The sequence below is a fragment of the Ochrobactrum quorumnocens genome (assembly GCF_002278035.1).
GTDB lineage: Bacteria > Pseudomonadota > Alphaproteobacteria > Rhizobiales > Rhizobiaceae > Brucella > Brucella quorumnocens.
This window is the reverse complement of sequence record NZ_CP022603.1, coordinates 1730920-1750967: the sequence shown is the minus strand read 5'-3', so window position 1 is coordinate 1750967 and position 20048 is coordinate 1730920. Positions and strand designations below refer to the sequence as shown.

Here is a 20048-nt window from a genome sequence, read left to right as displayed (position 1 = left end):
CTTGAGATGACTTATGGATATTCTAATATATTATATCCCTGTTCTTCCAGATCGGCGGTGGCAAGATGAAGAGCCTACAATTCTCAAACGAACGCGAGGCAATCATTGCCGAAAACATTCGCGAAGTCGTCGCTGAACTTCGGCTGGTTGATCCGGCCGACTATATTGCTTTCATCCGCTGCGAGTTGTTCGCCAACATTGCAGATATCGTCCACTCGGCAACTGAGCTGCATTTTTTCCCCGGCACGCTCGAGCTTGGGCATGGCGGTGAGTTTCATTGTGACTGGTTCACAAATCCCTTCATTGTTCTCGACATGGAGTTTCGCAATAAGGGCGTCTATGCTTATTTCCGCCTGACACTGTCGGGGAAAACGGCAAGCGTTGAACTGAGCCACATTGTATTTGAGAACCCTGATGACGATCCGGCACAGAATACGACCCGCCTGATTGATGCGATCGACAATGCACGTCTGCCTATGCGGAAGACGGCTTAGAGCTTCTTTCAAAAAATACACCGGAAGCTTCAAGCATCCGGTGTAATATTAGTTCCGTGTAAACGTGACATCACATCAAATGCTGCACTTCCGGCATTTCAATGATGCCCAGAGAGAGCGCTGTCGCCACTGCAGATGTACGATTCGAACAATTGAGTTTGATCTTCGCGTTCTGAAGATAGGTTACGACCGTCCAGCGAGCGATGCTGAGAATTTCAGCGATTTCCCCGTCCGTCTTGCCATTGGCCGCCCACCGCAAGCAATCAACTTCACGTGGTGTCAGAAGGGATGCTGCTGATTTCGTATTATCACAACCGCACAACGTATTATGAATAATACCAGAAACGCTCAACAGACGCGGACGCATCTTAAGAAGAAATTCTTCCTGCGTAGCTTGGTCGCCAAGCTCAAAGCAGAAAAGTGTACAGCCAACAGCCCCCTTCGGATTGCGTGCCGAGACCGCTATAAATGTATTTCCCAGCCCATGCTTCTCAGCATCCTGCAGCATGTCGGCGATATCGGGGCATGCTGCCGCATCTTCCTTGAGATCACGCACGATCCCGCGGGAATCATTTCGATAATAGGGAGCGTCATCCTGAAAGACAGGATCAATTATGAAGTAATTCTTCGCTGAATATCGGGTCGCCCAGCTCGAAGGATAAGTCATCACCACAGTAAGATCGGAAGAATTTGCCTTTGTACAATCTCCCATACGCCCGCGATATGTGTGCATAATATACTTGCATCCAATCTCGTCACGGATACGCGTCAGAAGCGCAAGTGTGTCGCCCTGGAACGAGGTGCCAAAGAAGGTCTTCTTAAAATTCGGAAAATGAATCAAGTCGAGAATCATTGCATAATATCCTTGGTAATAAAGGAAAAAAGGGCTTCATCTGATGCCACTAAAAAATGGGTGGCGAATCGACTCCTTCGGGCCTTCAATCACTTATAAGTCACATAAAAAATGGGTCGCGTTGCAACCCGCAATAAATTGATTGCTATGTATTACACACAAGAACGGTGCCTAAATATGGCTCCCGCAAATGAAAACTACGTTACCGACAGGTGAATGTGTGTTTAGCCCTTCGCTCAAAAGGCGGATGAACTATTTTGAAACATCCAGGCTTCGTTTGCCATAAGCTCTAAAGAAAAAGTCGAGAGCAGACTCGACATTTTTAACAATTGTCTGCCTCGAAGGAGGCTCGCTCAACACGCCAAAAAGGCGGGGCCGATAGAGGCCGGAAAGAAAAAGATCCGAAAGCTGATAGGCTTTTTCCAATGGATCAAACGGTTCCAGTTCGCCTGACTGGATCATTTTGGAAAGATAATCTGCCATGATTAAGTGGCTGCGTTTAGGACCACGTTCATAAAAGCGTGCCGACAATTCAGGCTTACGTTCACTGACACCCAGAATAATGCGTTGCGCACGAATTGCAGTCGTCGACGTTATGAGCGTAACCAGGGTAACACCAAAATCAGCGAGTTCTTCGCGGGTCGAAAACCCCTGGTCGATCTTGTCGACAAGCTTACTGAAAGTCGTCATGCGATAGTGTTCACACAGGGAGACGAACAGATCTTCTTTGCTGTTGAAGTAAACATAAATCGTTCCCTTGGAAACCCCCGCTTCCCGCGTAATGTCGTTCATGCTTGCAGCATCAAATCCCATACGCAGAAATACATTTTGCGCACCTTCAAGAATCTGCTGGCGTTTTATTGGATCTTGACCTGCGGCCAGACGCGTACGTCCGCCCTCCACATCGGGCTCAACCGCAAATGCGCTGGCCTCATTGCCATCCCCAGCCTCAATGCTATCGAAGGCAGCTGCAGCGCTCTGTTCTATGCGGTGTTCACGATTCATTGTACAAAACTCATAATTTTCTCGAACCAAACGGTTCGATGTCACTTGATATGGTCAACTTATTGCTCTAAGTCAACATCGAACCAAGCGGTTCGTTGAAGCGGTTATAAAGAAAGTTTCCAAATGTCCGCCCATAAGTCTGTTGATACGGCTGAAATCCGTCCATTCCCGACCCCTACGGCTCAGGAAGAACAGTCCAGAGTGAATGCAGAACCCATGGGCGAACGGCCAGCACCGCAAACAGCCCCGGACACTGCTGCTCCTGGCGCAGCACCTGATACCGCAAAAGGCGGCAAGAAAAAGGGCATTGGTAAGCGCGTTGTGCTGCCGGTCGTTATTATTGCTGCCGTCGCAGGTGGGCTCTGGTATGGTTATAACTGGTGGACAGTTGGCCGCTTCATGGTTTCAACGGATGACGCTTACGTGCAGGGTGACATTGCGTCTATCGCACCAAAAGTCACCGGCTATATTGAAAGCATCCCAGTCGTGGCCAACCAGCATATCAAAGCTGGTGATGTGATCTTCCAGCTTGATGCCGGAGATTACCAGATTGCGCTCGACGATGCGGAAGCCAAGCTTAATACACAAAAGCAGACGCTCGCACGGATCAACGCACAAATTGATGCGTCCAAGGCAAGCCTGCAACAGGCTCAGGCAGATCAACAGGCATCTCAGGCCGTTCTGAAGAACGCTGAGAGCACAATGGTCCGCGTCCAGAAACTCCACGATACACGGTTCTCGGCACAGTCAGAACTCGACAATGCGCAGTCTTCACTCGATCAGGCCAAGGCAAAACTTGCCGGTTCCAAAGCACAGATTGCTTCGGCAAATGCCAATATCGAAGTGTTGAATGCGCAGTACAAGGAATCAGAAAGCACCATGCGCTCTCTGGAACTTGCACGTGACAAGGCTGCTCGCGATCTCAATTTCACCACCCTGCGCGCACCTTTTGATGGTGTTGTCGGTAATCTTTCCGGCAAGAAGGGCGATCTCGTTTCTGCCGGTCAGAAGATTGCAGCGCTTGTTCCGGTGAACGCGCTCTATATTGATGCCAACTTCAAGGAAACGCAGCTCGGCCACATCAAAACTGGCGAAACAGCACGTATCTATGTCGATGCCATCGACGGCCCTTACTTTGAAGGCAAGGTCGCATCGGTAGCCCCAGCATCGGGTGCCGTGTTCTCGCTGTTGCCACCTGAAAATGCCACCGGCAACTTCACCAAGATCGTTCAACGTGTTCCGGTTCGTATCACGATCCCTCAGGACGCGCTCGATTCTGGCAAGATCCGCGCTGGTCTCAGCGTAACGGTTGACGTGGACACACGCACCGCACCTGAAGACAAGGCCAACTGACACGCGCGACAACGCTTTTGGGAGCGTATTCCAAAAGAGCGTGAAAACTGATCATTAGAACATGCGGCGGCGCGGCTGACAGCTTTCGCGCCGCCTTCCCCTTCCCTTTCGGAGTGCGCCGTCATGGCTGCAAACACCACAATGGGGCCCATGGCTCCTGCAGATGATCGCATCGATCCCAAGAAGGCGATTGCCTTTCTTGCGATGGTGTTCGGCATGTTCATGGCAATTCTGGATATTCAGATTGTGTCTGCGTCGCTGTCTGAGATTCAGGCGGGCCTCAGTGCCAGCTCCGATGAAATTTCCTGGGTTCAGACATCTTATCTGATCGCGGAAGTTATCATGATCCCGCTGTCCGGTTTTCTTGGGCGTCTTGTATCTACACGCGTTTTGTTCACCGTTTCAGCCGCAGGCTTTACACTGGCTTCGATGCTTTGTGCGACAGCGACCAACATCGACCAGATGATCGTTTACCGCGCCATTCAGGGCTTTATCGGCGGCGGCATGATCCCAAGCGTGTTTGCAGCCGCCTTCACGATCTTCCCGCCGTCCAAGCGTTCAATCGTTTCGCCAATGATCGGCCTTGTCGCAACGCTTGCGCCAACCATTGGACCAACCGTTGGTGGATATCTAAGTCATGCTTTCTCTTGGCACTGGCTGTTTCTTGTCAATGTTGGGCCCGGCATCCTTGTCACGATCGCTGCATGGAACCTCATCGATTTCGATGAAGGCGATAGCTCGCTCCTGAGCAAATTCGACTGGTGGGGCCTCGCAGGCATGGCGGCATTCCTTGGTTCGATGGAGTATGTTCTCGAAGAAGGCCCACGCAACGACTGGCTTCAGGATGATGCGATCTTCATCCTGTCAGGCGTCATGACGATTGGTGGCATTATCTTCTTCTATCGAGCTTTTACGGCCGAAGAACCCATCGTTGACTTACGAGCCTTCAAGAACGTCAACTTCGCGTTTGGTTCTCTGTTTTCCTTTGTGATGGGTGTCGGCCTCTATGGTCTTACTTATCTTTATCCGCTCTATCTCAGCAGCATACGTGGCTATGATGCGCTGATGATCGGTGAGGCGCTATTTGTAAGCGGTCTTGCCATGTTCTTCACGGCCCCCCTTGCCGGTTTCCTGTCCACGCGCATGGACCCGCGCCTGATGATGATGATCGGCTTCCTTGGCTTTGCGGCTGGGACGTGGATGGTGACAGGCCTGACGGCAGATTGGGATTTCTACGAACTACTGCTGCCGCAGATCCTTCGTGGTTGTTCGCTAATGCTCTGTATGGTGCCGATCAACAATCTTGCGCTGGGCACATTGCCGCCTTCTCTCATGAAGAACGCCTCCGGCCTGTTCAATCTTACGCGAAATCTTGGCGGCGCTGTCGGTCTGGCTGTCATCAACACGATCCTGATGCGTCGCAACGATATGCATTATGAACGGCTGGCTGAACACGTGCGCTGGGGCAATGCGGAAGCCGAACAGATGCTCGCCAACTTGACTGCCAAGTACAATGCGGCTGGCATGGATGGTGCAACTGTCGCCATTGCCAAAATGTCAGGCATGGTGCGCCAACAATCGACACTGATGTCCTTCATCGATGTATTTTACATCCTGACGATGATGTTCTGCACGCTCGCAATCTGCGCAATCTTGCTGCGCAAACCAAAGCAGGCAGCAGGAGGTGGCGGCGGCGGCCACTAGGTCGTGGTGATGATTTAACTTTTGAGCGGTATGCGGGGAAATCAGTCCACCGGACTGATTTCTGATCCAGCTACGATGGAATAAAATGCGACACGCTTCAGCATCCGGGCGCCCTGTTGGGTGTACAAAGGTCGCTCCGGCAGTTTAAATCTGCTGCATACTCCTTAAACTGACAAAAGATTGCGGGACTATGCAGTAAAAACCGCAACCATCTCCCCCATAATTGGGTTTCATACGAAACTAATTATGCTTCGTCCGTATTTCACAAATTTTCGTTTGCCGTACACTTACACGCATCATGCCGCGCGCAGGCAAACCGCTGTCGTTTTGAGAAACGCGTCTTTTTAAAATGTGACAACAGCGAAACCTTTGTCATATTTATTGTCATAAAAGTGCAGTTAACCCTTATGGATCAATTGCTAAGTCCCTGAAAACGTGTTTCACTTTCTGTCGTTGACATTTTGTGACAATCCACGAACTGTCATCCAACCGTCATCTAGGACGGCTATCGGGAGTGCGCGAACACTGGAATCGACCGGAAGCGTTCGCCCGACTTTAACAGGGGAGTCAAACAATGCTTGCATTTACTGCGCGTCTGCTGTCGCTTTCGACGGCGATCGCCGTTGGCGGGGTTTCTATTGCAGCTGCAGAACCATCGGCCGAACTGATCGCTGCGGCGAAGGCCGAAGGTGAACTGACCACCATCGCTCTTCCGCATGATTGGTGCGGTTACGGCGAAATCATCAAGAGCTTCAAAGACAAGTATGGCCTCAAGGTCAACGAACTGAATCCAGATGCGGGTTCGGGCGACGAAATCGAAGCCATCAAGGCCAACAAGGACAATAAGGGCCCACAGGCTCCTGACGTTATCGACGTCGGTTTTGCCTTCGGCACCACCGCCAAGAAAGACGGCCTGATCCAGCCATACAAGGTTGCAACCTGGGACGAAATTCCAGATAGCGCCAAGGATGCTGAAGGCTATTGGTATGGTGATTATTACGGCGTTCTCGCTTTCGAAGTGAACAAGGACATCGTCAAAGACGTCCCACAGGATTGGGAAGATCTGCTCAAGAGCGATTATGCCAATTCGGTTGCTCTCGCCGGTGATCCACGCGTTTCCGCACAGGCCATTCTCGGCGTTCACGCTGCCGGTATCGCACGCGGCGCGGAGCCGGGTGTAGAAGCTGGCAAGAAGGGCCTTGAATTCTACAAGGAACTCAATGCCAACGGTAACTTCGTTCCTGTTATCGGCAAGGCTGCGTCGCTCGCACAGGGCTCGACCCCAATCGTTATCCGTTGGGATTATAACGCTCTCGCAGACCGCGATACGCTCAAGGGCAACCCGGAAATCCAAACCGTGATTCCTAAGACGGGCGTCATTGCCGGCGTTTACGTACAGGCGATCAGCGCTTACGCACCGCATCCAAATGCTGCAAAGCTCTGGATGGAGCACATCTATTCGGATGAAGGTCAGCTCGGCTATCTGAAGGGCTACTGCCACCCGATCCGCTTCAACGCGATGGCTAAGGCTGGCAAGATCCCGCAGGATCTGCTCGACAAGCTGCCACCGGCAGATTCCTATGAAAAGGCTATCTTCCCAACCTTGGAACAGATTGAAGCCGCTCAGGAAGAAATCACCAAGAACTGGGATAGCGTTGTCGGCGCCAACGTCCAGTAAGCGATTTCATCTCGCCCTGTTGATGCCTGCGACGACCAGAAATGGTCGTCGCAGTGTTTCCTGAACAGTCAGGCATTATGCAGCGATTTTAAGCTGTTAGAGCAACCTTCCTATGCCCGTTAGGGTTCGCCGTGCTCTGACAGAATCTTAGCCGACAGAGATACTTCGTCTTTTAATTTCACGCGTAGTCTCATCCGAAAACCTGTATGTTTTCGGGATTATGCTCTAAAGAAAGAACGCATGAGTTCATCAGCCGAAACAACCGCTCCAATCAGCGGGGTGCGTAAGCGTCAATTGCCACTATCGTGGATTGGCGTCGCGCCTTTCTTTCTGTTTGCCATTCTCTTCCTGTTATGGCCGACGATGTATCTGATCATCGGCGCCTTTCAGGACCCAAATGGCCATTTCACACTGCAGAATGTCCGTGATCTCTTCCAGCCTCAGATTCTGAGTGCTTATTGGATTTCGATCAAAGTAAGCCTCGCCTCCGCCCTTGGCGGTGCGCTGATTGGCTTCTTTCTGGCTTGGGCCGTAGTGCTGGGCAATCTGCCGCGCTGGCTACGTCCCACCGTACTGACCTTCTCAGGCGTTGCATCCAATTTCGCTGGCGTTCCGCTGGCCTTTGCCTTTCTGGCAACGCTCGGACGCACCGGCTTTGTGACTATCCTGCTGCGCGAATGGTTTGGCTTCAATCTTTATTCGACAGGCTTTAATCTCCTAAGCTTCTTCGGCCTGACAATCACCTATCTGTTCTTCCAGATCCCGTTGATGGTGCTGATTCTGACACCAGCACTCGATGGTCTTAAAAAGGAATGGCGCGAGGCATCTTCGATCCTGGGTGCCACCAATCTACAATATTGGCGCATGGTTGCATTCCCGATTCTCTGGCCGAGCCTGCTCGGCACAACTCTGCTTTTGTTCGCCAATGCCTTCGGTGCGATTGCGACCGCCTATGCACTGACCGGTTCTTCGCTCAACATCGTGCCGATCCTGCTCTATGCACAGATCCGAGGCGATGTTCTGCATAATCAGAATCTTGGTTACGCGCTAGCGCTCGGCATGATCGTTATAACCGGACTTTCCAACCTCCTTTACATCTGGCTGCGTATGCGCGCCGAAAGGTGGCAGCGATGAAAAAGGCATTTAACGCTCAGAAGATCGGGGCATGGATCGCTTTCCTCATCGGCGCGATCTACTTCCTGGTCCCACTGATTGGCACCTTCGAGTTTTCTCTGCGCATGCGTCGCGGCGAGTATTCATTTGATGCCTACCGGGTTGTTTTCAGCGATCCGAATTTCCAGGCAACCTTCGGGTATTCGATCCTGCTCGGTGTTCTGACGATCATATTCGGTGTGCTGCTGGTGGTGCCGACAGCCTATTGGGTACGTTTGCGTCTGCCGCACTTACGGCCAGTGATTGAATTCATCACCCTGATGCCGCTTGTCATTCCGGCCATCGTCATCGTGTTCGGTTACTTGCGCATCTATAATTCATCGTCATGGTTGCCGTTCACCTCGTCGACGCGTGCAACTGATCTGTTGCTTATGTTCGGCTATATGACCTTGTCGCTACCTTACATGTATCGCGCTGTTGATACTGCCATGCGCACGATTGATGTCCGCACACTCACCGAAGCAGCACAGAGCCTTGGCGCTGGCTGGGCGCGGATCATGTTCAAGGTGATTTTCCCGAATGTGATGTCGGGGGTTATGAGCGGTGCGTTCATTACCTTTGCCATTGTCATTGGCGAATTCACGCTTGCATCGCTGCTCAATCGTCCAGCTTTCGGCCCATATCTACAGCTTGTGGGCGCCAATCGCGCTTATGAGCCGTCCGCGCTGGCGATCATTTCGTTTGGCATTACGTGGGTCAGCATCATCATGCTGCAGCTCGTATCGCGCCTCAACAAATTCAAGACAACCGCCGGGTAACATTCATGGCTTTTCTTAATCTCAAGCACCTGAAAAAGAGCTTCGGCGCCAATACCGTCGTCCACGATTTCAATCTTGCCGTCGAAAAAGGTGAATTCGTTTCCTTTCTCGGGCCTTCGGGCTGTGGCAAGACAACCGTTCTGCGTATGATCGCAGGCTTTGAAACAACGGATAGCGGTGCTATTGAAATCGACGGCAAGGATGTTGTCGACCTCAAGCCCAATCAGCGCAATATCGGCATGGTTTTTCAGGCCTATGCCCTATTCCCGAATATGACGGTTGCACAGAACGTTGCCTTCGGTCTTCGTGTATCTGGCAAATCAAAAGCCGAAATCGATACCACAGTTCAGGAAATGCTGAGCCTCATCCGGCTTGAGCATCTTGCAGACCGTTATCCCTATCAGATGTCTGGTGGTCAGCAACAGCGTGTGGCACTGGCGCGTGCGCTCGCAACCAAGCCGCAAGTGCTTCTGCTCGATGAGCCGCTTTCAGCGCTCGACGCGAAAATCCGTATTTCACTGCGTCAGGAAATCCGTGCGATCCAGCAGAAGCTGGGCATCACGACTGTCTTCGTGACACATGATCAGGAAGAAGCACTGTCGATCTCCGACCGTATCGTCGTCATGCATGAAGGTCGGGCAGATCAGATCGGCACTCCGTTTGATATCTATAACCGTCCTGCCTCGCGCTTTGTTGCGTCCTTCGTCGGCACACTCAACATGCTCGAAGCATCTGTCAACGAACCGGGACAAAACAGCATCGATCTTGATGGCCGCACGATCAAGGTGGCCGAAGAACTCGGTCATCATGCAAAGGGCAAGGCAATCACACTGGCTCTCCGTCCGGAAGCTGTCAGTCTGGAAGCGCGCAAGAGCCACGACACGTCGCTCGATGCAACCATCGAAGATGTGCATTTTCTTGGCTCGGTTATTCGTACGCGCGTAGCACTTGGCAAGAACCAGCTATCATTCGACACATTCAACGATCCAACACAGCCACCGCCGCAGCGCGGCGACAAAGTTACCGTGCATTTTGCATCGCACGATCTGCTCGTGCTGGCTGATTAATCGACAAACCTAGCAAAAAAGCCGCCCAACCGGGCGGCTTTTTTGTAAAAATCGTGCTCATAGCGTGTCAAGATTATGGCACTGATGTGACTTCCCATCAATCAGAGCCAAAACTTGTCAGGACTTAATCACCCCAAGGGCCGTGAAAATCACCCTCTTTATCCACACGCTTGAAGCCGTGCGAACCGAAGAAATCGCGCTGCCCCTGAATAACATTGGCCGTGCCTCGCGACTGCGTGAAGCTGTCGAAGTAGCTCAATGCCGAACCAAGTGCTGGAAGTGGTAGACCCGCAAGGGCTGCCTGCGCCACGATCTTGCGAAGACCCTTTGACGCCTTGCCCATACGTTCAACGAAAGCAGGAACCAGCAGCAGATTTTCGATTTCCTGACCTTCAAAGGCCTGTGCAATGTCGTCAAGGAACAGCGAACGAATGATGCAGCCTTCGCGCCAGATACGGGCAGTGGTAGCCAGTGGAATTTCCCAGCCATATTCTTTCGACGCTGCCGACATGACGGCAAAGCCCTGAGCATAGGCTGCAATTTTGCCAGCCAAGAGACCCTGTTCAAGATCGGCAAGGAACTGTGCCTGATCGGCAATATCGAGCGCGCGCGAAGCCGGATTATAAACCTTTTCCGCAGCCTGACGCTCGGTCTTGAGCGACGACAAAGAGCGCGCGTCAACTGCAGCCTCGATACCAGTTGCCGGAACACCGAGCATCTGCGCTTCGATAGCCGACCAACGACCCGTACCCTTCTGTCCAGCTTCGTCGAGGATCACATCGACCATCGCTTTACCGGTTTCTGGATCGGTTGCCTTCAAGACTTTCGCAGTGATTTCAATGAGGTAGGAATTGAGCGGGCCTGCATTCCACTTCTCGAACACATCACCGATAGCCGGAGCCGAAAGGCCAAGGCCATCACGCAGAATGCCGTAAATTTCGGCAATCATCTGCATGTCGGCATACTCGATACCGTTGTGAATGGTCTTCACGAAATGGCCTGCGCCATCCGGACCAACGAGCGCACAGCAAGGCTCGCCCTTATATTTTGCAGCCGCAGCCAGGAGGATTGGCGCGATGCGCTCATAGGCTTCCTCTGTGCCGCCAACCATCATCGAAGGACCATGACGTGCACCTTCCGCGCCGCCCGATACACCCATCCCGACAAAGGTCGGATCGTTTGGACCCAGCGCCTTCAAACGACGTACTGTGTCGCGGTAGTCAGAGTTGCCAGCATCGATCATGATGTCACCCTTCTCAAGAAAAGCCTTGAGGCGGGTGGTTTCGGCGTCAACTGGTGCGCCTGCCTTGATGAGGAAGATGATTGGACGTGGCTTGCGGATATTGTCAGCCAGCTCTTCAAAGGTGGCGCAAGGGATGATCTTGTCGCGCAACGCGCCAGCTTTTTCGATGAATGCTTTCAGGACGGGCTCGTCGCGGTCATAGACGGCTACCGTGTAGCCCTTCTCGGCGATGTTCAGCGCAAGGTTCGAACCCATGACGCCGAGACCGACCATTCCGATATCTGCTTTTTCCATTTTTTGCCCTTTTGAAACACAGCCAACTGGCTTGTCATACAGAATTAGAGAGCCGACAGACTGGACTGTCGTAGCTGTCGCTGTCGCATTATGTAGCGCCAGCAGAGCCAGTCTGTATCCTATTGTTGGATGATCTAGGGCATATGACGCAAATTTGATAGGCCTTTTTCTAGAAAACTAACCGATTTAAATGCTCAGACGCGTTCCAATTTCTCGTGCGGCAGTGGCGGCAGCTCGACCTCGATATTGTCACCAGCTTGCACATAGCCGCCCGCAATAACGATCGACATGATACCCGCTTTACGTACCAGTTCGCCGTCGTCGGTTTTATCGAGAACAGCGCCGAGAAGGCCTTTTTCGAAGTTTTCAATCTGCGAACATGGATTGCGCAGGCCTGTGATTTGGAGAACTACTTCATTGCCAATTTTGAGAATGGCCGACTTTGGAAGTGCGAGCAGATCGACCCCGCGTGTGGTGATGTTTTCACCCAGTTGCGCCGGCGCAATGTCGAACCCTTTCGCAGTCAGCTCGTCGAAGAGTTCTGCTGGAATAAGATGAACCTGACGCAGGTTTGGCTGAGTCGGATCAGCCTTCACGCGCGAACGATGCTTGACCGTCACACCTTTATGCGCATCGCCTTCAACGCCCTGCCCTGCAATGATGCTGATCTCAGAAACCAGCTGTTTCGAGAAACGATGCTCGGCATCTCGCGCAACGGCTACAACAATTCCACTCATATTTTTACCTTGATCACATGAAGAGGGAACCAGCAGGCAAAGCCGGTCGTAATCCCGCATATCATGCGATATACAACAGACAAATGACAAGGGTATCGCGAAGGGGTTGGCGGTAAAACCATGACGAACACGCAGCGCGACGGCAAAAATTTTCGCTGGGGCATTTGGGGAACGGGCACGATTGCCAGCGCCTTTGCAGCCGATATTCAGGCAAGCCAAGCTATGCGCGTGACCGCCATTTGCTCTCGCTCGCTCGATAGTGCTGAAAGCTTTAAGAACCGGGTCGGTGCAGACAAGGCGTTTGACGACCCATCAGCATTTCTAAATAGCGCTGATATCGATGCCGTTTACATTGCCACGCCCAATGCCATGCATGTCCCGCAGACATTACAGGCAATCGCCGCTGGCAAAGCCTGCCTGACTGAAAAGCCGCTGACGCTTGATGCTGATGGTGCAAACCAGATTGCAGCCGCAAGCCAAGCGCATAACGTGTTTGCCATGGAGGCTATGTGGAGCCGCTTTCTCCCAGCATTTCATGCCGCGCGCGAGCACATCAAGGCCGGAACAATTGGAACAGTAAAGCGTATTGAAGCCGATCTTTCCTATTTTCGCGAGGAGAACCCGGAAAGCCGCTTTTTCAATCCGGAATTAGGCGGCGGTGCCGCATTCGATCTTGGTGTTTATCCGGTTTCGCTCACGCTGAGCATCGTGGGCTTGCCCAATGCAGTGAGCGGACGCTGGACGCGTGCCAAGAGTGGCGTCGATATGCGTACGGAAATCGAACTGACATATGCAAACGCCAAAGCACATCTTTCGTGCGGTTTTGACCATGACGGTAAAAATCAGATGCTGATTGAGGGCACAGGCGGAGCAATTCTGCTGCACGCACCGTTCCTCAAAGCACAGCGCCTCACAATCTTTTCTGCAAAAGCAATGAGCTCAGCCATCGGCCCCAAAGGTCCAGGCGGATTGATCGGCAAGGTTCTCAATCGCTTGCCACTGCCGGGAAGAACGGTCGAACATCACCGCTTTGCAGGCAACGGGCTTCAGTTTCAGGCGCAAGCCGTGCGCGATGCCGTATCACGTGGCGAGATTTCCAGTCCAATCATGCCGCTTGAACACAGTGCTGCCGTCGCAAACATCGTCAGCACTGTGCTTGCAAAGAAACCCGATTAGAAGCTGCTCTGCACCTTATAAGGCGCAGCATTCTCGCCAGCATTGTTAAGTGCAAGAGCCACTTCGGTAATGTGCAATGCCACAGCGCCTGAGAAAAAGGCCGTCTTACCGGTTTCGATGGCGCGCGCCTGATCGGCAACGCCACGCATGAAATCAATCTGCGATGGGAATGACGGCAGGCTCACCGTATCGCCTTTTGGATAAGTAAGCTTGCTGCCAACAGCCGGTTTCCATGCGAGTGTCTTACCAAGTTTGGCTTCAAGACGTCCAAACACCCGCGACAGAAAGGAACGTTTTCTGGTCGTCGATTCAAGCCGAACCGCAGAACGGTTATCCCAGAGATCATCGACCGTAATCGAGCCTTTATCGGCCACAATCGTCAGGCTGCGATCTTTTGGCATTGCGAGGCCCGAAGTCAGACGCGCAACGAGGCCAGATTTAAAGCGCAGGCACCCCACGGAAAAATCCGGTGCCATGTGCAGATGTTCGGTGCCCGGCCCCTTATTCTGGAAGGTGATCGAAGAGAAAGCAGTCACACTTTCTACCGGACCAAACAGAGACACCAGCCACGAAAGCGCATAGCCTGCATGTTCCAGCGTGCAGCCAATCTCAAACTCATGCAGACCCGGCCATGGCGCGCCCGATTGTGAGCGCCATGTCGCCCACTTGTCGCGAAAAACCGGACCATCTTCCATTTCAGCATAAACCAGACGCGGCGTGCCAATCTCGCTCATCGAACTTGAAACAAGTTTCTGCGCGTCACTGAGACCATTGGCGGGTGCCGCAGCAAGCGTCAGACCATTGGCGGCAGCAAAATCGACCAGCGCTTTGGCATCGTTGAAATCCATTGCCAAAGGCTTCTCGGAATAGACATGCTTGCCAGCTGCGAGCGCTGCGCGCGAAACGGCAGAATGGCTTTCCGGTGTGGTGAGGTTCAAGACAATCTGCACGTCTTTATCAGCCAGCACGGCCTCAAAGCTCTCATAAGCACGCACATTATAATGTGCGGCAAACACCTTGATCCGTTCCGGCGATCGATCGAAGGCACCGAGCAGCTTGAGTTGCGGGTAATTGCGCAGCGTGGTCATGTAGTAATCGGCGACAAAGCCCGTGCCAATGATAGCGATATTCATGGTAACTCCGGCTAAAGCATGTCGCGGAAAAGTGGAAACCGGTTTTCCGACAACGACATGCGTGAAAACAAGAAGATAGAGTCAGCGCAGCGGGTACGATCAAGCGCGACACGCTCTAGATAGCCCGCTTGGGAATGGTGACTTTGGCCGTCATGCGCAAGCCAAAGATCGCAAAGATAAGCATGAGCCACACTGGATCCATGCGACGAAAAAAGAAGCTTTCCAGCATCGCATTGAGCGTGCCGAAAAACACAAACATCAGGAAGAAATCAGCAAGAAGCAGGTTCTCGCGGGTTGGTCTGCATCGCATATAGTTGACCAGCGGCATGATGATGATCACGACTATTGCGCAGATAAGACCGATAAGCCCCATCGAAAGCGTGATATCGAGATAGCCGTTATGGCCATGCACGATGCCGCGCACATCCCAATCGAGATAATAAGGATTGGCGGCTTCCTTGACCCGCTCAGCCCCCCAGAAGCTCTCATAACCAAATCCGATCCATGGACGGTTGTGCAACGCATCAATCGCAAAGGCCCAGATCGAGGTGCGTCCTGTAAAAGTCGGATCGACCGAGAATTGCAAAACAATCTGATGCAACGGCTCAAATAGCACTGCGCCAATGGTGAAAAGCGCAAACACAACCTGAATGGCAAAGATCATCAGAGGTGCCAGTCCGCGCATACCAAACATGCCGGGACCGATGACCAGAAGCATGGCGAATGGAACCAATGCGGCAGTGGTTTTCGAACCTGTATGCGCCACAAAGAACAATGCAAATAACGCAATCAGCGCACCGCTGAACCGCCAGCCGCGCCGCCAAAGATAAATACCCGCAAAAGCGAAAATCGCCATGACAGGCCCGGCAATGTTCTTGTGGGTGAAGACACCCCGCCAAAGAAATGAATTCTGCGGCTCGCCAGCATCTACACCGTGGGTGCCAAGATTAGGCAAAAGCACCACACCGGCATAGGAGATAAAAATAACGATAGACGCCACAACAAGCAGCATCCACGAATAACCATCGGCATCTTGCGGCAGGGCAAGGACGGCAACAATTGCGAGCACACCGATCAGCGTCAGCATGATGCCACGAATGGCGGTCGAAGGATCGGGACTAACGAAAGCTGAAGCCAACAAAAGGCCGAACATCAGCAGCCAACCAAGGCTGACAAGCCGCAAAACCTTGCCAGGTTCGGCGAACATTGCAAGCGACGCCAATGCTATGGCCCCGACGAGGCCAAAGCCAAGCTGATTGACGGCATCACCCGCCTGCTGACCATCGGCAGGAACAGCCGGCGAAAACGGGCGAAAAGAAATCAACAGAATGCAGAATATAACCGTCGCGGTGACGAGCGCTATCTGGCGCACCGTCACCCGCATCGGATCGGACGAACTTGGATTAGTTCTTGTCCGGGTTACGGTACTGCTCATTCAAATATCCAAAATGCGCCATCACCCGGCCCAAACCGATATGGATGAAGTAGGTACCAACAGGTGCAAAACCAGCGGCAACACCTCTTCTCACAGCCTTGATCGGCGAATAAGCCAGAAGCGCGAGGCTCTTGAGGAACACGCGCACCTGACCGAGTGGCTCGTCCTTGCGCTTGCGCTGTTCAATCAAGGTCGAAAGAACGCCGTTGCGCAAGCCGCGTGATCTGATCCAGTCGTTTTCGAGACGACGTGCCGGAATGGTTTCGCGCACGATACCTTCCGCACACCAGGCAACTTTGAAGCCCTTAGCGATTGAGCGGGACAAGAAGTCAGAATCGCCGCCGCCGGTGAAGTTGAACTTCAGATCCATAAACGGATAACCATGCGCTTCAAGCACAGGGCGCGCAATCAGCAGATTGCCCGACGAATAGATAATCGGAACCGGGCCTGTCTTAGTATAATGCGGTAGGAAGACCGGATGCTTTGCCCACTGTTCCGAATTCGGCTTTTCAAAAATCGGATACTGCGGACCGCCAACCAGGCTAACGTTATAACGCTCAGCGGTCGAAACCATGTTTTCGATCCAGTCAGGATCAGCCAGCTCGTCATCGTCGATCACGATGACGTATTTAAAGTTCGGGAAAAACTTAGTCGCGGTCAGCCAGCCAGCATTATAGGCGTTGCAGTTGCCGCGATGGGATTCACCGATCAGCATACCCCGATATTTGCCGGCTTCGAAAAGCGGGGCAGCAACGGTTGCGCCTTCCTTCTTTTCGGTTTCGTTCTCGATCACAACGACAGCCCATTTACGCTTGGTGGTCTGCGCATTCAGCGTGTCGAGCGTGCGTATCAGATGCTCGGGCCGCATAAATGTCGGGAGCGAAACGACGATGTCGATCTCGTCATAGCCGAGACCAGGTGTTTTAGCGATTACTTCAATATGATCCGGTAAATCTGGCATCTCAGCTTCCGATTATTTCAGAGAATTATGATTTTATGTTTATCTTGCCACTATTGATAAACGCTTAAAGAAAAGTTCACCGCATGGCTGTAGACACTAACTTCAATAAACATTCATTAAGAGCCGTCAGGAGTTGAATTGCAACCGTTTCGTCTTGTCTTCGTGACGTCACTTGTTCCGCATGCCGTCGCCTCAACCGGATATGAAGTTGCCAACGCAGCCGTCATTGATGGCCTTCGTCGCGCAGGCGCGCATGTGACCGTGTTGGGTTTTACGTGGCCGGGGCATAAAGCTGCTGAAAGTGCAGACACAATCGTCCTTGGCGAAGTGGAAGTACGCACGGAAGGTGCAGGCATCAAGCGCAAGATCGGATGGGTGCTAAAATCCTTCCTCACCGGGCTGACTGTTTCCTCAGCAAAACTGCGCGTGATCCCTGCTATCGAGCTGCATAATGCAATCACCGAGCTTGGCGACTTCGACGCCTACGTGCTCAACGGTGTCACGCTGCCGGGTGCCTTCGAAGAAATTTTCAAGAACAAGCCCTCGCTGTTCGTTGCGCATAACGTCGAATATCGCTCTGCGGAAGAAAATGCCGCAGACGCCAAAGGTAAAGTACAGAAATTCCTGTTCGGCCGCGAAGCACGCATTCTGAAAAAGTTGGAAAACAGACTTTGCAAACAGGCAAGTTTCGTTTTCACATTTGCGGAAGACGACGGTCCAGCACTGGGCCTCTGCAGCGAAAAGTTTGCAACATTACCGCTTGTCATGCCGGGGAATGCTGCAGCTACAAAGGCGCCTTCAGCGAAATACGATCTGGCGCTGATCGGGACATGGACATGGCACCCGAACCGCATCGGGCTTGAATGGTTTCTGCGCGAAGTAAAACCACTGCTGCCGAAAGACATTTCAATAGCTATCGCTGGTAATACACCGGCTGATTTGATTGCGGCATGGCCGGGCGTCAATTTCGTCGGCAAAGTGCCGGATGCAACCGAGTTTGTAGAAAGTGGAAAGCTTGTGCCGCTGATCAGCCGGGCCGGCACTGGCGTTCAGCTCAAATCCATCGAGACGTTTGAACTTGGCATGCCAAGTGTCGCGACTGCACATTCGGTTCGTGGAATCGGTAATATTCCCGCAAATTGCACGATTGCTGATAAGCCTGCGGAATTCGCGGCAGCTGTTGCTGAGCGTCTAAAAGCAATAAACGACGGGCACCGTCAAAAACTGGATGGCAAAGCCTTCAAACAGGCACAAATCAAAGGCATGGACAGCGCGATCGCCCGAGGCTTAAAGAAACTTCAGGACGTGACAGGAAAAGCAAACTGACATGACGAATAGTGCACCCGCAAAACTCGAATATCGAAATATTCTCGGCATCAAGGTTGTATGTTTCGACTGGAACAGTTCGTTCGCCTATTTTGAAAAACGGATCGAGAGCCGTGAATTCATGAAGCAAGGCTGGCTCAATGCCAACAATGCCAATATTGCACATGAAGACCCAGCCTACATGGCCGCGTTGAAAGATTTCCTGATTCTGCCTGATGGTATTGGCGTCGATATTGCCAGCAAAGCAGCCTATGGCGCGAAATTCCCGGCCAATCTCAACGGCACAGATTTTATTCCGGGCCTGATGCAGCACATCAAGCGTCCAATGAAGGTCGCTCTGTTGGGCGGTGGTCCGGGTGTTGCTGCTGAAGCCGCAGAACTTTTCAAACAGCAAATACCGCAGCATGAGTTTCGCGTTATTTCAGACGGTTATTTCAAACCAGCCGATCTTGATGGCATTCTCGGTCAACTGGCCGATTATCATCCGGATATTCTGCTCGTCGCTATGGGCGTCCCGCGGCAGGAACTGTTCATCGATAAATACATCAAAGCCGAACATTGCACGATTGCAAGCGCTGTCGGTGCTCTGTTCGATCTGCACACCGGCCGCGTACAACGCGCACCACATTGGGTCCGCACACTCAAGATGGAGTGGATACACCGCCTGTTGCAAGAACCGCGCCGTCTGGCAAAGCGCTATCTCGTCGGCAATCCGGTCTTTCTCTGGCGTGTGGCCAAGGAAAAGCTGTCAGGGGGTAAACCTTGAAGACAGCTATCGTTACCGCAAGCTGGGATCAGGACTTTGAGCGTTGCAAGCTCCTGTGTGAAACCATGGACAAACATGTCACCGGTTTCACCAAGCATTACATACTTGTCGACAGCAAAGATGTGGCACTGTTCCGGCAGATAGAAAGCGCCAATCGCATCGTTATTGATGAACGCGATCTGCTGCCCTCATGGCTGCGCGCATTTCCCGATCCGACCTATCTCGGACGTCGTCGCGTCTGGTTGTCGTTCAAAACCAAGCCATTGCGCGGATGGCATGTGCAGCAATTGCGCCGTATTGCACTGGCGAGCAAGGTGGAAGAAGACGGTCTTCTCTACACCGATTCCGACACTGCTTTCGTGCGCGCATTTGATTGCAGCACGCTCTGGCAAGGTGACAAACTGCGCCTGTTCTACCGGCCCAATGCACTTGCCAATCCCGAATGGCCGGAACACCCTGTTTGGGCTGAAAATGCAGGAAAGCTTCTTGGTGTCCCGAACGGTAAAAGCGCACTGAATGATTATATCGGCCAGCTCGTTTCATGGCGCAGAGATTCGGTCGTCGGCATGTGTGAGCGTATCGAGAAACATACCGGCCAGCATTGGGTAGCGGCTATCGGCAACGTCCGCCGCTTCTCCGAATGTTTCATCTACGGCCATTATGTCGATGATGTTCTGGAAGGTGCGGGCCACTTTCACGATACACACGATCTCTGCCGCATGCAGTGGTTTGCACCACCGCCAACGGAAGAAGAATTCAGAACTTTCATTGCCGAAATGGAACCGCATCAGGTCGCCATCGGCATGCAGTCCTTCCTCAGCCTGTCGGTCAATGATATTCGCCGCATCATAGGTGGTTGAGATCGTCAAAACCCAGAGCGCCGAATTGCGGC

Annotated in this window: 18 protein-coding genes; 11 read left to right on the top strand and 7 right to left on the bottom strand. The window is 52.5% G+C overall.

The annotated features are described in order from the left end of the window. Positions 1-65 precede the first annotated feature (65 nt). On the top strand, positions 66-494 hold the full coding sequence (locus CES85_RS08210) for a BspJ family T4SS effector nucleomodulin (RefSeq protein WP_095445421.1): 429 nt from the start codon (positions 66-68) through the stop codon (positions 492-494). Positions 495-564: 70 nt separating this feature from the next. Here the strand turns inward: CES85_RS08210 and CES85_RS08205 are convergent, their stop codons facing one another. Both CES85_RS08205 and CES85_RS08200 read right to left on the bottom strand, forming a co-directional pair. Next, positions 565-1347, bottom strand: a complete 783-nt coding sequence (locus CES85_RS08205; protein ID WP_095445420.1) for a helix-turn-helix transcriptional regulator — start codon at positions 1345-1347, stop codon at positions 565-567. A gap of 252 nt (positions 1348-1599) precedes the next feature. Then, complete coding sequence (locus CES85_RS08200) at positions 1600-2352, bottom strand: TetR/AcrR family transcriptional regulator (protein ID WP_095445419.1); 753 nt, start codon at positions 2350-2352, stop codon at positions 1600-1602. A 123-nt stretch (positions 2353-2475) separates the two neighbouring features. Here CES85_RS08200 and CES85_RS08195 point away from each other — a divergent pair, with 123 nt between their 5' ends. The 6 genes from CES85_RS08195 to CES85_RS08170 all read left to right on the top strand — a co-directional run bounded on the left by CES85_RS08195 (position 2476) and on the right by CES85_RS08170 (position 10085). Next, positions 2476-3705 carry an HlyD family secretion protein gene (locus tag CES85_RS08195; protein ID WP_095445418.1) on the top strand — a complete coding sequence of 410 codons (1230 nt, stop codon included), beginning with the start codon at positions 2476-2478 and terminating at the stop codon, positions 3703-3705. Between the two features lie 123 nt (positions 3706-3828). Continuing rightward, a complete protein-coding gene (locus CES85_RS08190; protein WP_095445417.1) occupies positions 3829-5409 on the top strand; it encodes a DHA2 family efflux MFS transporter permease subunit in 1581 nt (526 codons plus the stop codon). A gap of 574 nt (positions 5410-5983) precedes the next feature. Next, positions 5984-7087, top strand: coding sequence for an ABC transporter substrate-binding protein (locus CES85_RS08185; protein ID WP_095445416.1), 1104 nt, complete (start codon positions 5984-5986; stop codon positions 7085-7087). Between the two features lie 240 nt (positions 7088-7327). After that, positions 7328-8221: an ABC transporter permease gene (locus CES85_RS08180; protein WP_095445415.1), complete on the top strand. Its 894-nt coding sequence runs from the start codon at positions 7328-7330 to the stop codon at positions 8219-8221. Further along, positions 8218-9018: an ABC transporter permease gene (locus tag CES85_RS08175; RefSeq protein ID WP_095445414.1), complete on the top strand. Its 801-nt coding sequence runs from the start codon at positions 8218-8220 to the stop codon at positions 9016-9018. The genes CES85_RS08180 and CES85_RS08175 overlap by 4 nt, the downstream gene beginning before the upstream one ends. A gap of 5 nt (positions 9019-9023) precedes the next feature. Beyond that, positions 9024-10085 (top strand): ABC transporter ATP-binding protein, encoded by a 1062-nt coding sequence (locus CES85_RS08170; RefSeq protein ID WP_095445413.1) that lies wholly within the window; start codon positions 9024-9026, stop codon positions 10083-10085. A 124-nt stretch (positions 10086-10209) separates the two neighbouring features. On the opposite strand, the gene gnd is transcribed toward CES85_RS08170, so the two are convergent. Both gnd and CES85_RS08160 read right to left on the bottom strand, forming a co-directional pair. Beyond that, complete coding sequence (gnd, locus tag CES85_RS08165) at positions 10210-11622, bottom strand: NADP-dependent phosphogluconate dehydrogenase (RefSeq protein WP_095445412.1); 1413 nt, start codon at positions 11620-11622, stop codon at positions 10210-10212. 194 nt (positions 11623-11816) lie between these two features. Continuing rightward, on the bottom strand, positions 11817-12359 hold the full coding sequence (locus CES85_RS08160; protein ID WP_095445411.1) for an MOSC domain-containing protein: 543 nt from the start codon (positions 12357-12359) through the stop codon (positions 11817-11819). A 120-nt stretch (positions 12360-12479) separates the two neighbouring features. Between CES85_RS08160 and CES85_RS08155 the strand changes: the two genes are divergently transcribed. After that, positions 12480-13535, top strand: coding sequence for a Gfo/Idh/MocA family protein (locus CES85_RS08155; RefSeq protein ID WP_095445410.1), 1056 nt, complete (start codon positions 12480-12482; stop codon positions 13533-13535). On the opposite strand, the gene CES85_RS08150 is transcribed toward CES85_RS08155, so the two are convergent. From CES85_RS08150 to CES85_RS08140, 3 genes are all read right to left on the bottom strand, one after another. After that, positions 13532-14668 (bottom strand): Gfo/Idh/MocA family protein, encoded by a 1137-nt coding sequence (locus CES85_RS08150; RefSeq protein ID WP_095445409.1) that lies wholly within the window; start codon positions 14666-14668, stop codon positions 13532-13534. The genes CES85_RS08155 and CES85_RS08150 overlap by 4 nt on opposite strands. Positions 14669-14783: 115 nt before the next feature. Beyond that, the gene (locus tag CES85_RS08145; RefSeq protein WP_095445408.1) at positions 14784-16103 is read right to left on the bottom strand and encodes an O-antigen ligase family protein; all 1320 of its coding nucleotides are present in this window, start codon (positions 16101-16103) and stop codon (positions 14784-14786) included. Further along, positions 16072-17064: a glycosyltransferase family 2 protein gene (locus CES85_RS08140; protein WP_095445407.1), complete on the bottom strand. Its 993-nt coding sequence runs from the start codon at positions 17062-17064 to the stop codon at positions 16072-16074. The genes CES85_RS08145 and CES85_RS08140 overlap by 32 nt, the downstream gene beginning before the upstream one ends. A gap of 138 nt (positions 17065-17202) precedes the next feature. Here CES85_RS08140 and CES85_RS08135 point away from each other — a divergent pair, with 138 nt between their 5' ends. Genes CES85_RS08135 through CES85_RS08125 form a run of 3 tightly spaced genes read left to right on the top strand, consistent with a single transcriptional unit; the run spans position 17203 to position 20016 of the window. Continuing rightward, positions 17203-18390, top strand: coding sequence for a glycosyltransferase (locus CES85_RS08135; RefSeq protein WP_095445406.1), 1188 nt, complete (start codon positions 17203-17205; stop codon positions 18388-18390). Between the two features lies 1 nt (position 18391). Beyond that, complete coding sequence (locus tag CES85_RS08130; protein WP_095445405.1) at positions 18392-19156, top strand: WecB/TagA/CpsF family glycosyltransferase; 765 nt, start codon at positions 18392-18394, stop codon at positions 19154-19156. Continuing rightward, entirely contained in the window at positions 19153-20016 is an 864-nt protein-coding gene (locus CES85_RS08125; protein ID WP_095445404.1) for a DUF6492 family protein, read from the top strand. The genes CES85_RS08130 and CES85_RS08125 overlap by 4 nt, the downstream gene beginning before the upstream one ends. Positions 20017-20048 lie beyond the last annotated feature (32 nt).

Bases quoted from the DNA above. Each gene is read 5' to 3' on its own strand.
- CES85_RS08210 (WP_095445421.1), top strand. From the start codon at position 66: ATGAAGAGCCTACAATTCTCAAACGAACGCGAGGCAATCATTGCCGAA.
- CES85_RS08205 (WP_095445420.1), bottom strand. From the start codon at position 1,347: ATGATTCTCGACTTGATTCATTTTCCGAATTTTAAGAAGACCTTCTTT.
- CES85_RS08200 (WP_095445419.1), bottom strand. From the start codon at position 2,352: ATGAATCGTGAACACCGCATAGAACAGAGCGCTGCAGCTGCCTTCGAT.
- CES85_RS08195 (WP_095445418.1), top strand. From the start codon at position 2,476: ATGTCCGCCCATAAGTCTGTTGATACGGCTGAAATCCGTCCATTCCCG.
- CES85_RS08190 (WP_095445417.1), top strand. From the start codon at position 3,829: ATGGCTGCAAACACCACAATGGGGCCCATGGCTCCTGCAGATGATCGC.
- CES85_RS08185 (WP_095445416.1), top strand. From the start codon at position 5,984: ATGCTTGCATTTACTGCGCGTCTGCTGTCGCTTTCGACGGCGATCGCC.
- CES85_RS08180 (WP_095445415.1), top strand. From the start codon at position 7,328: ATGAGTTCATCAGCCGAAACAACCGCTCCAATCAGCGGGGTGCGTAAG.
- CES85_RS08175 (WP_095445414.1), top strand. From the start codon at position 8,218: ATGAAAAAGGCATTTAACGCTCAGAAGATCGGGGCATGGATCGCTTTC.
- CES85_RS08170 (WP_095445413.1), top strand. From the start codon at position 9,024: ATGGCTTTTCTTAATCTCAAGCACCTGAAAAAGAGCTTCGGCGCCAAT.
- gnd (WP_095445412.1), bottom strand. From the start codon at position 11,622: ATGGAAAAAGCAGATATCGGAATGGTCGGTCTCGGCGTCATGGGTTCG.
- CES85_RS08160 (WP_095445411.1), bottom strand. From the start codon at position 12,359: ATGAGTGGAATTGTTGTAGCCGTTGCGCGAGATGCCGAGCATCGTTTC.
- CES85_RS08155 (WP_095445410.1), top strand. From the start codon at position 12,480: ATGACGAACACGCAGCGCGACGGCAAAAATTTTCGCTGGGGCATTTGG.
- CES85_RS08150 (WP_095445409.1), bottom strand. From the start codon at position 14,668: ATGAATATCGCTATCATTGGCACGGGCTTTGTCGCCGATTACTACATG.
- CES85_RS08145 (WP_095445408.1), bottom strand. From the start codon at position 16,103: ATGAGCAGTACCGTAACCCGGACAAGAACTAATCCAAGTTCGTCCGAT.
- CES85_RS08140 (WP_095445407.1), bottom strand. From the start codon at position 17,064: ATGCCAGATTTACCGGATCATATTGAAGTAATCGCTAAAACACCTGGT.
- CES85_RS08130 (WP_095445405.1), top strand. From the start codon at position 18,392: ATGACGAATAGTGCACCCGCAAAACTCGAATATCGAAATATTCTCGGC.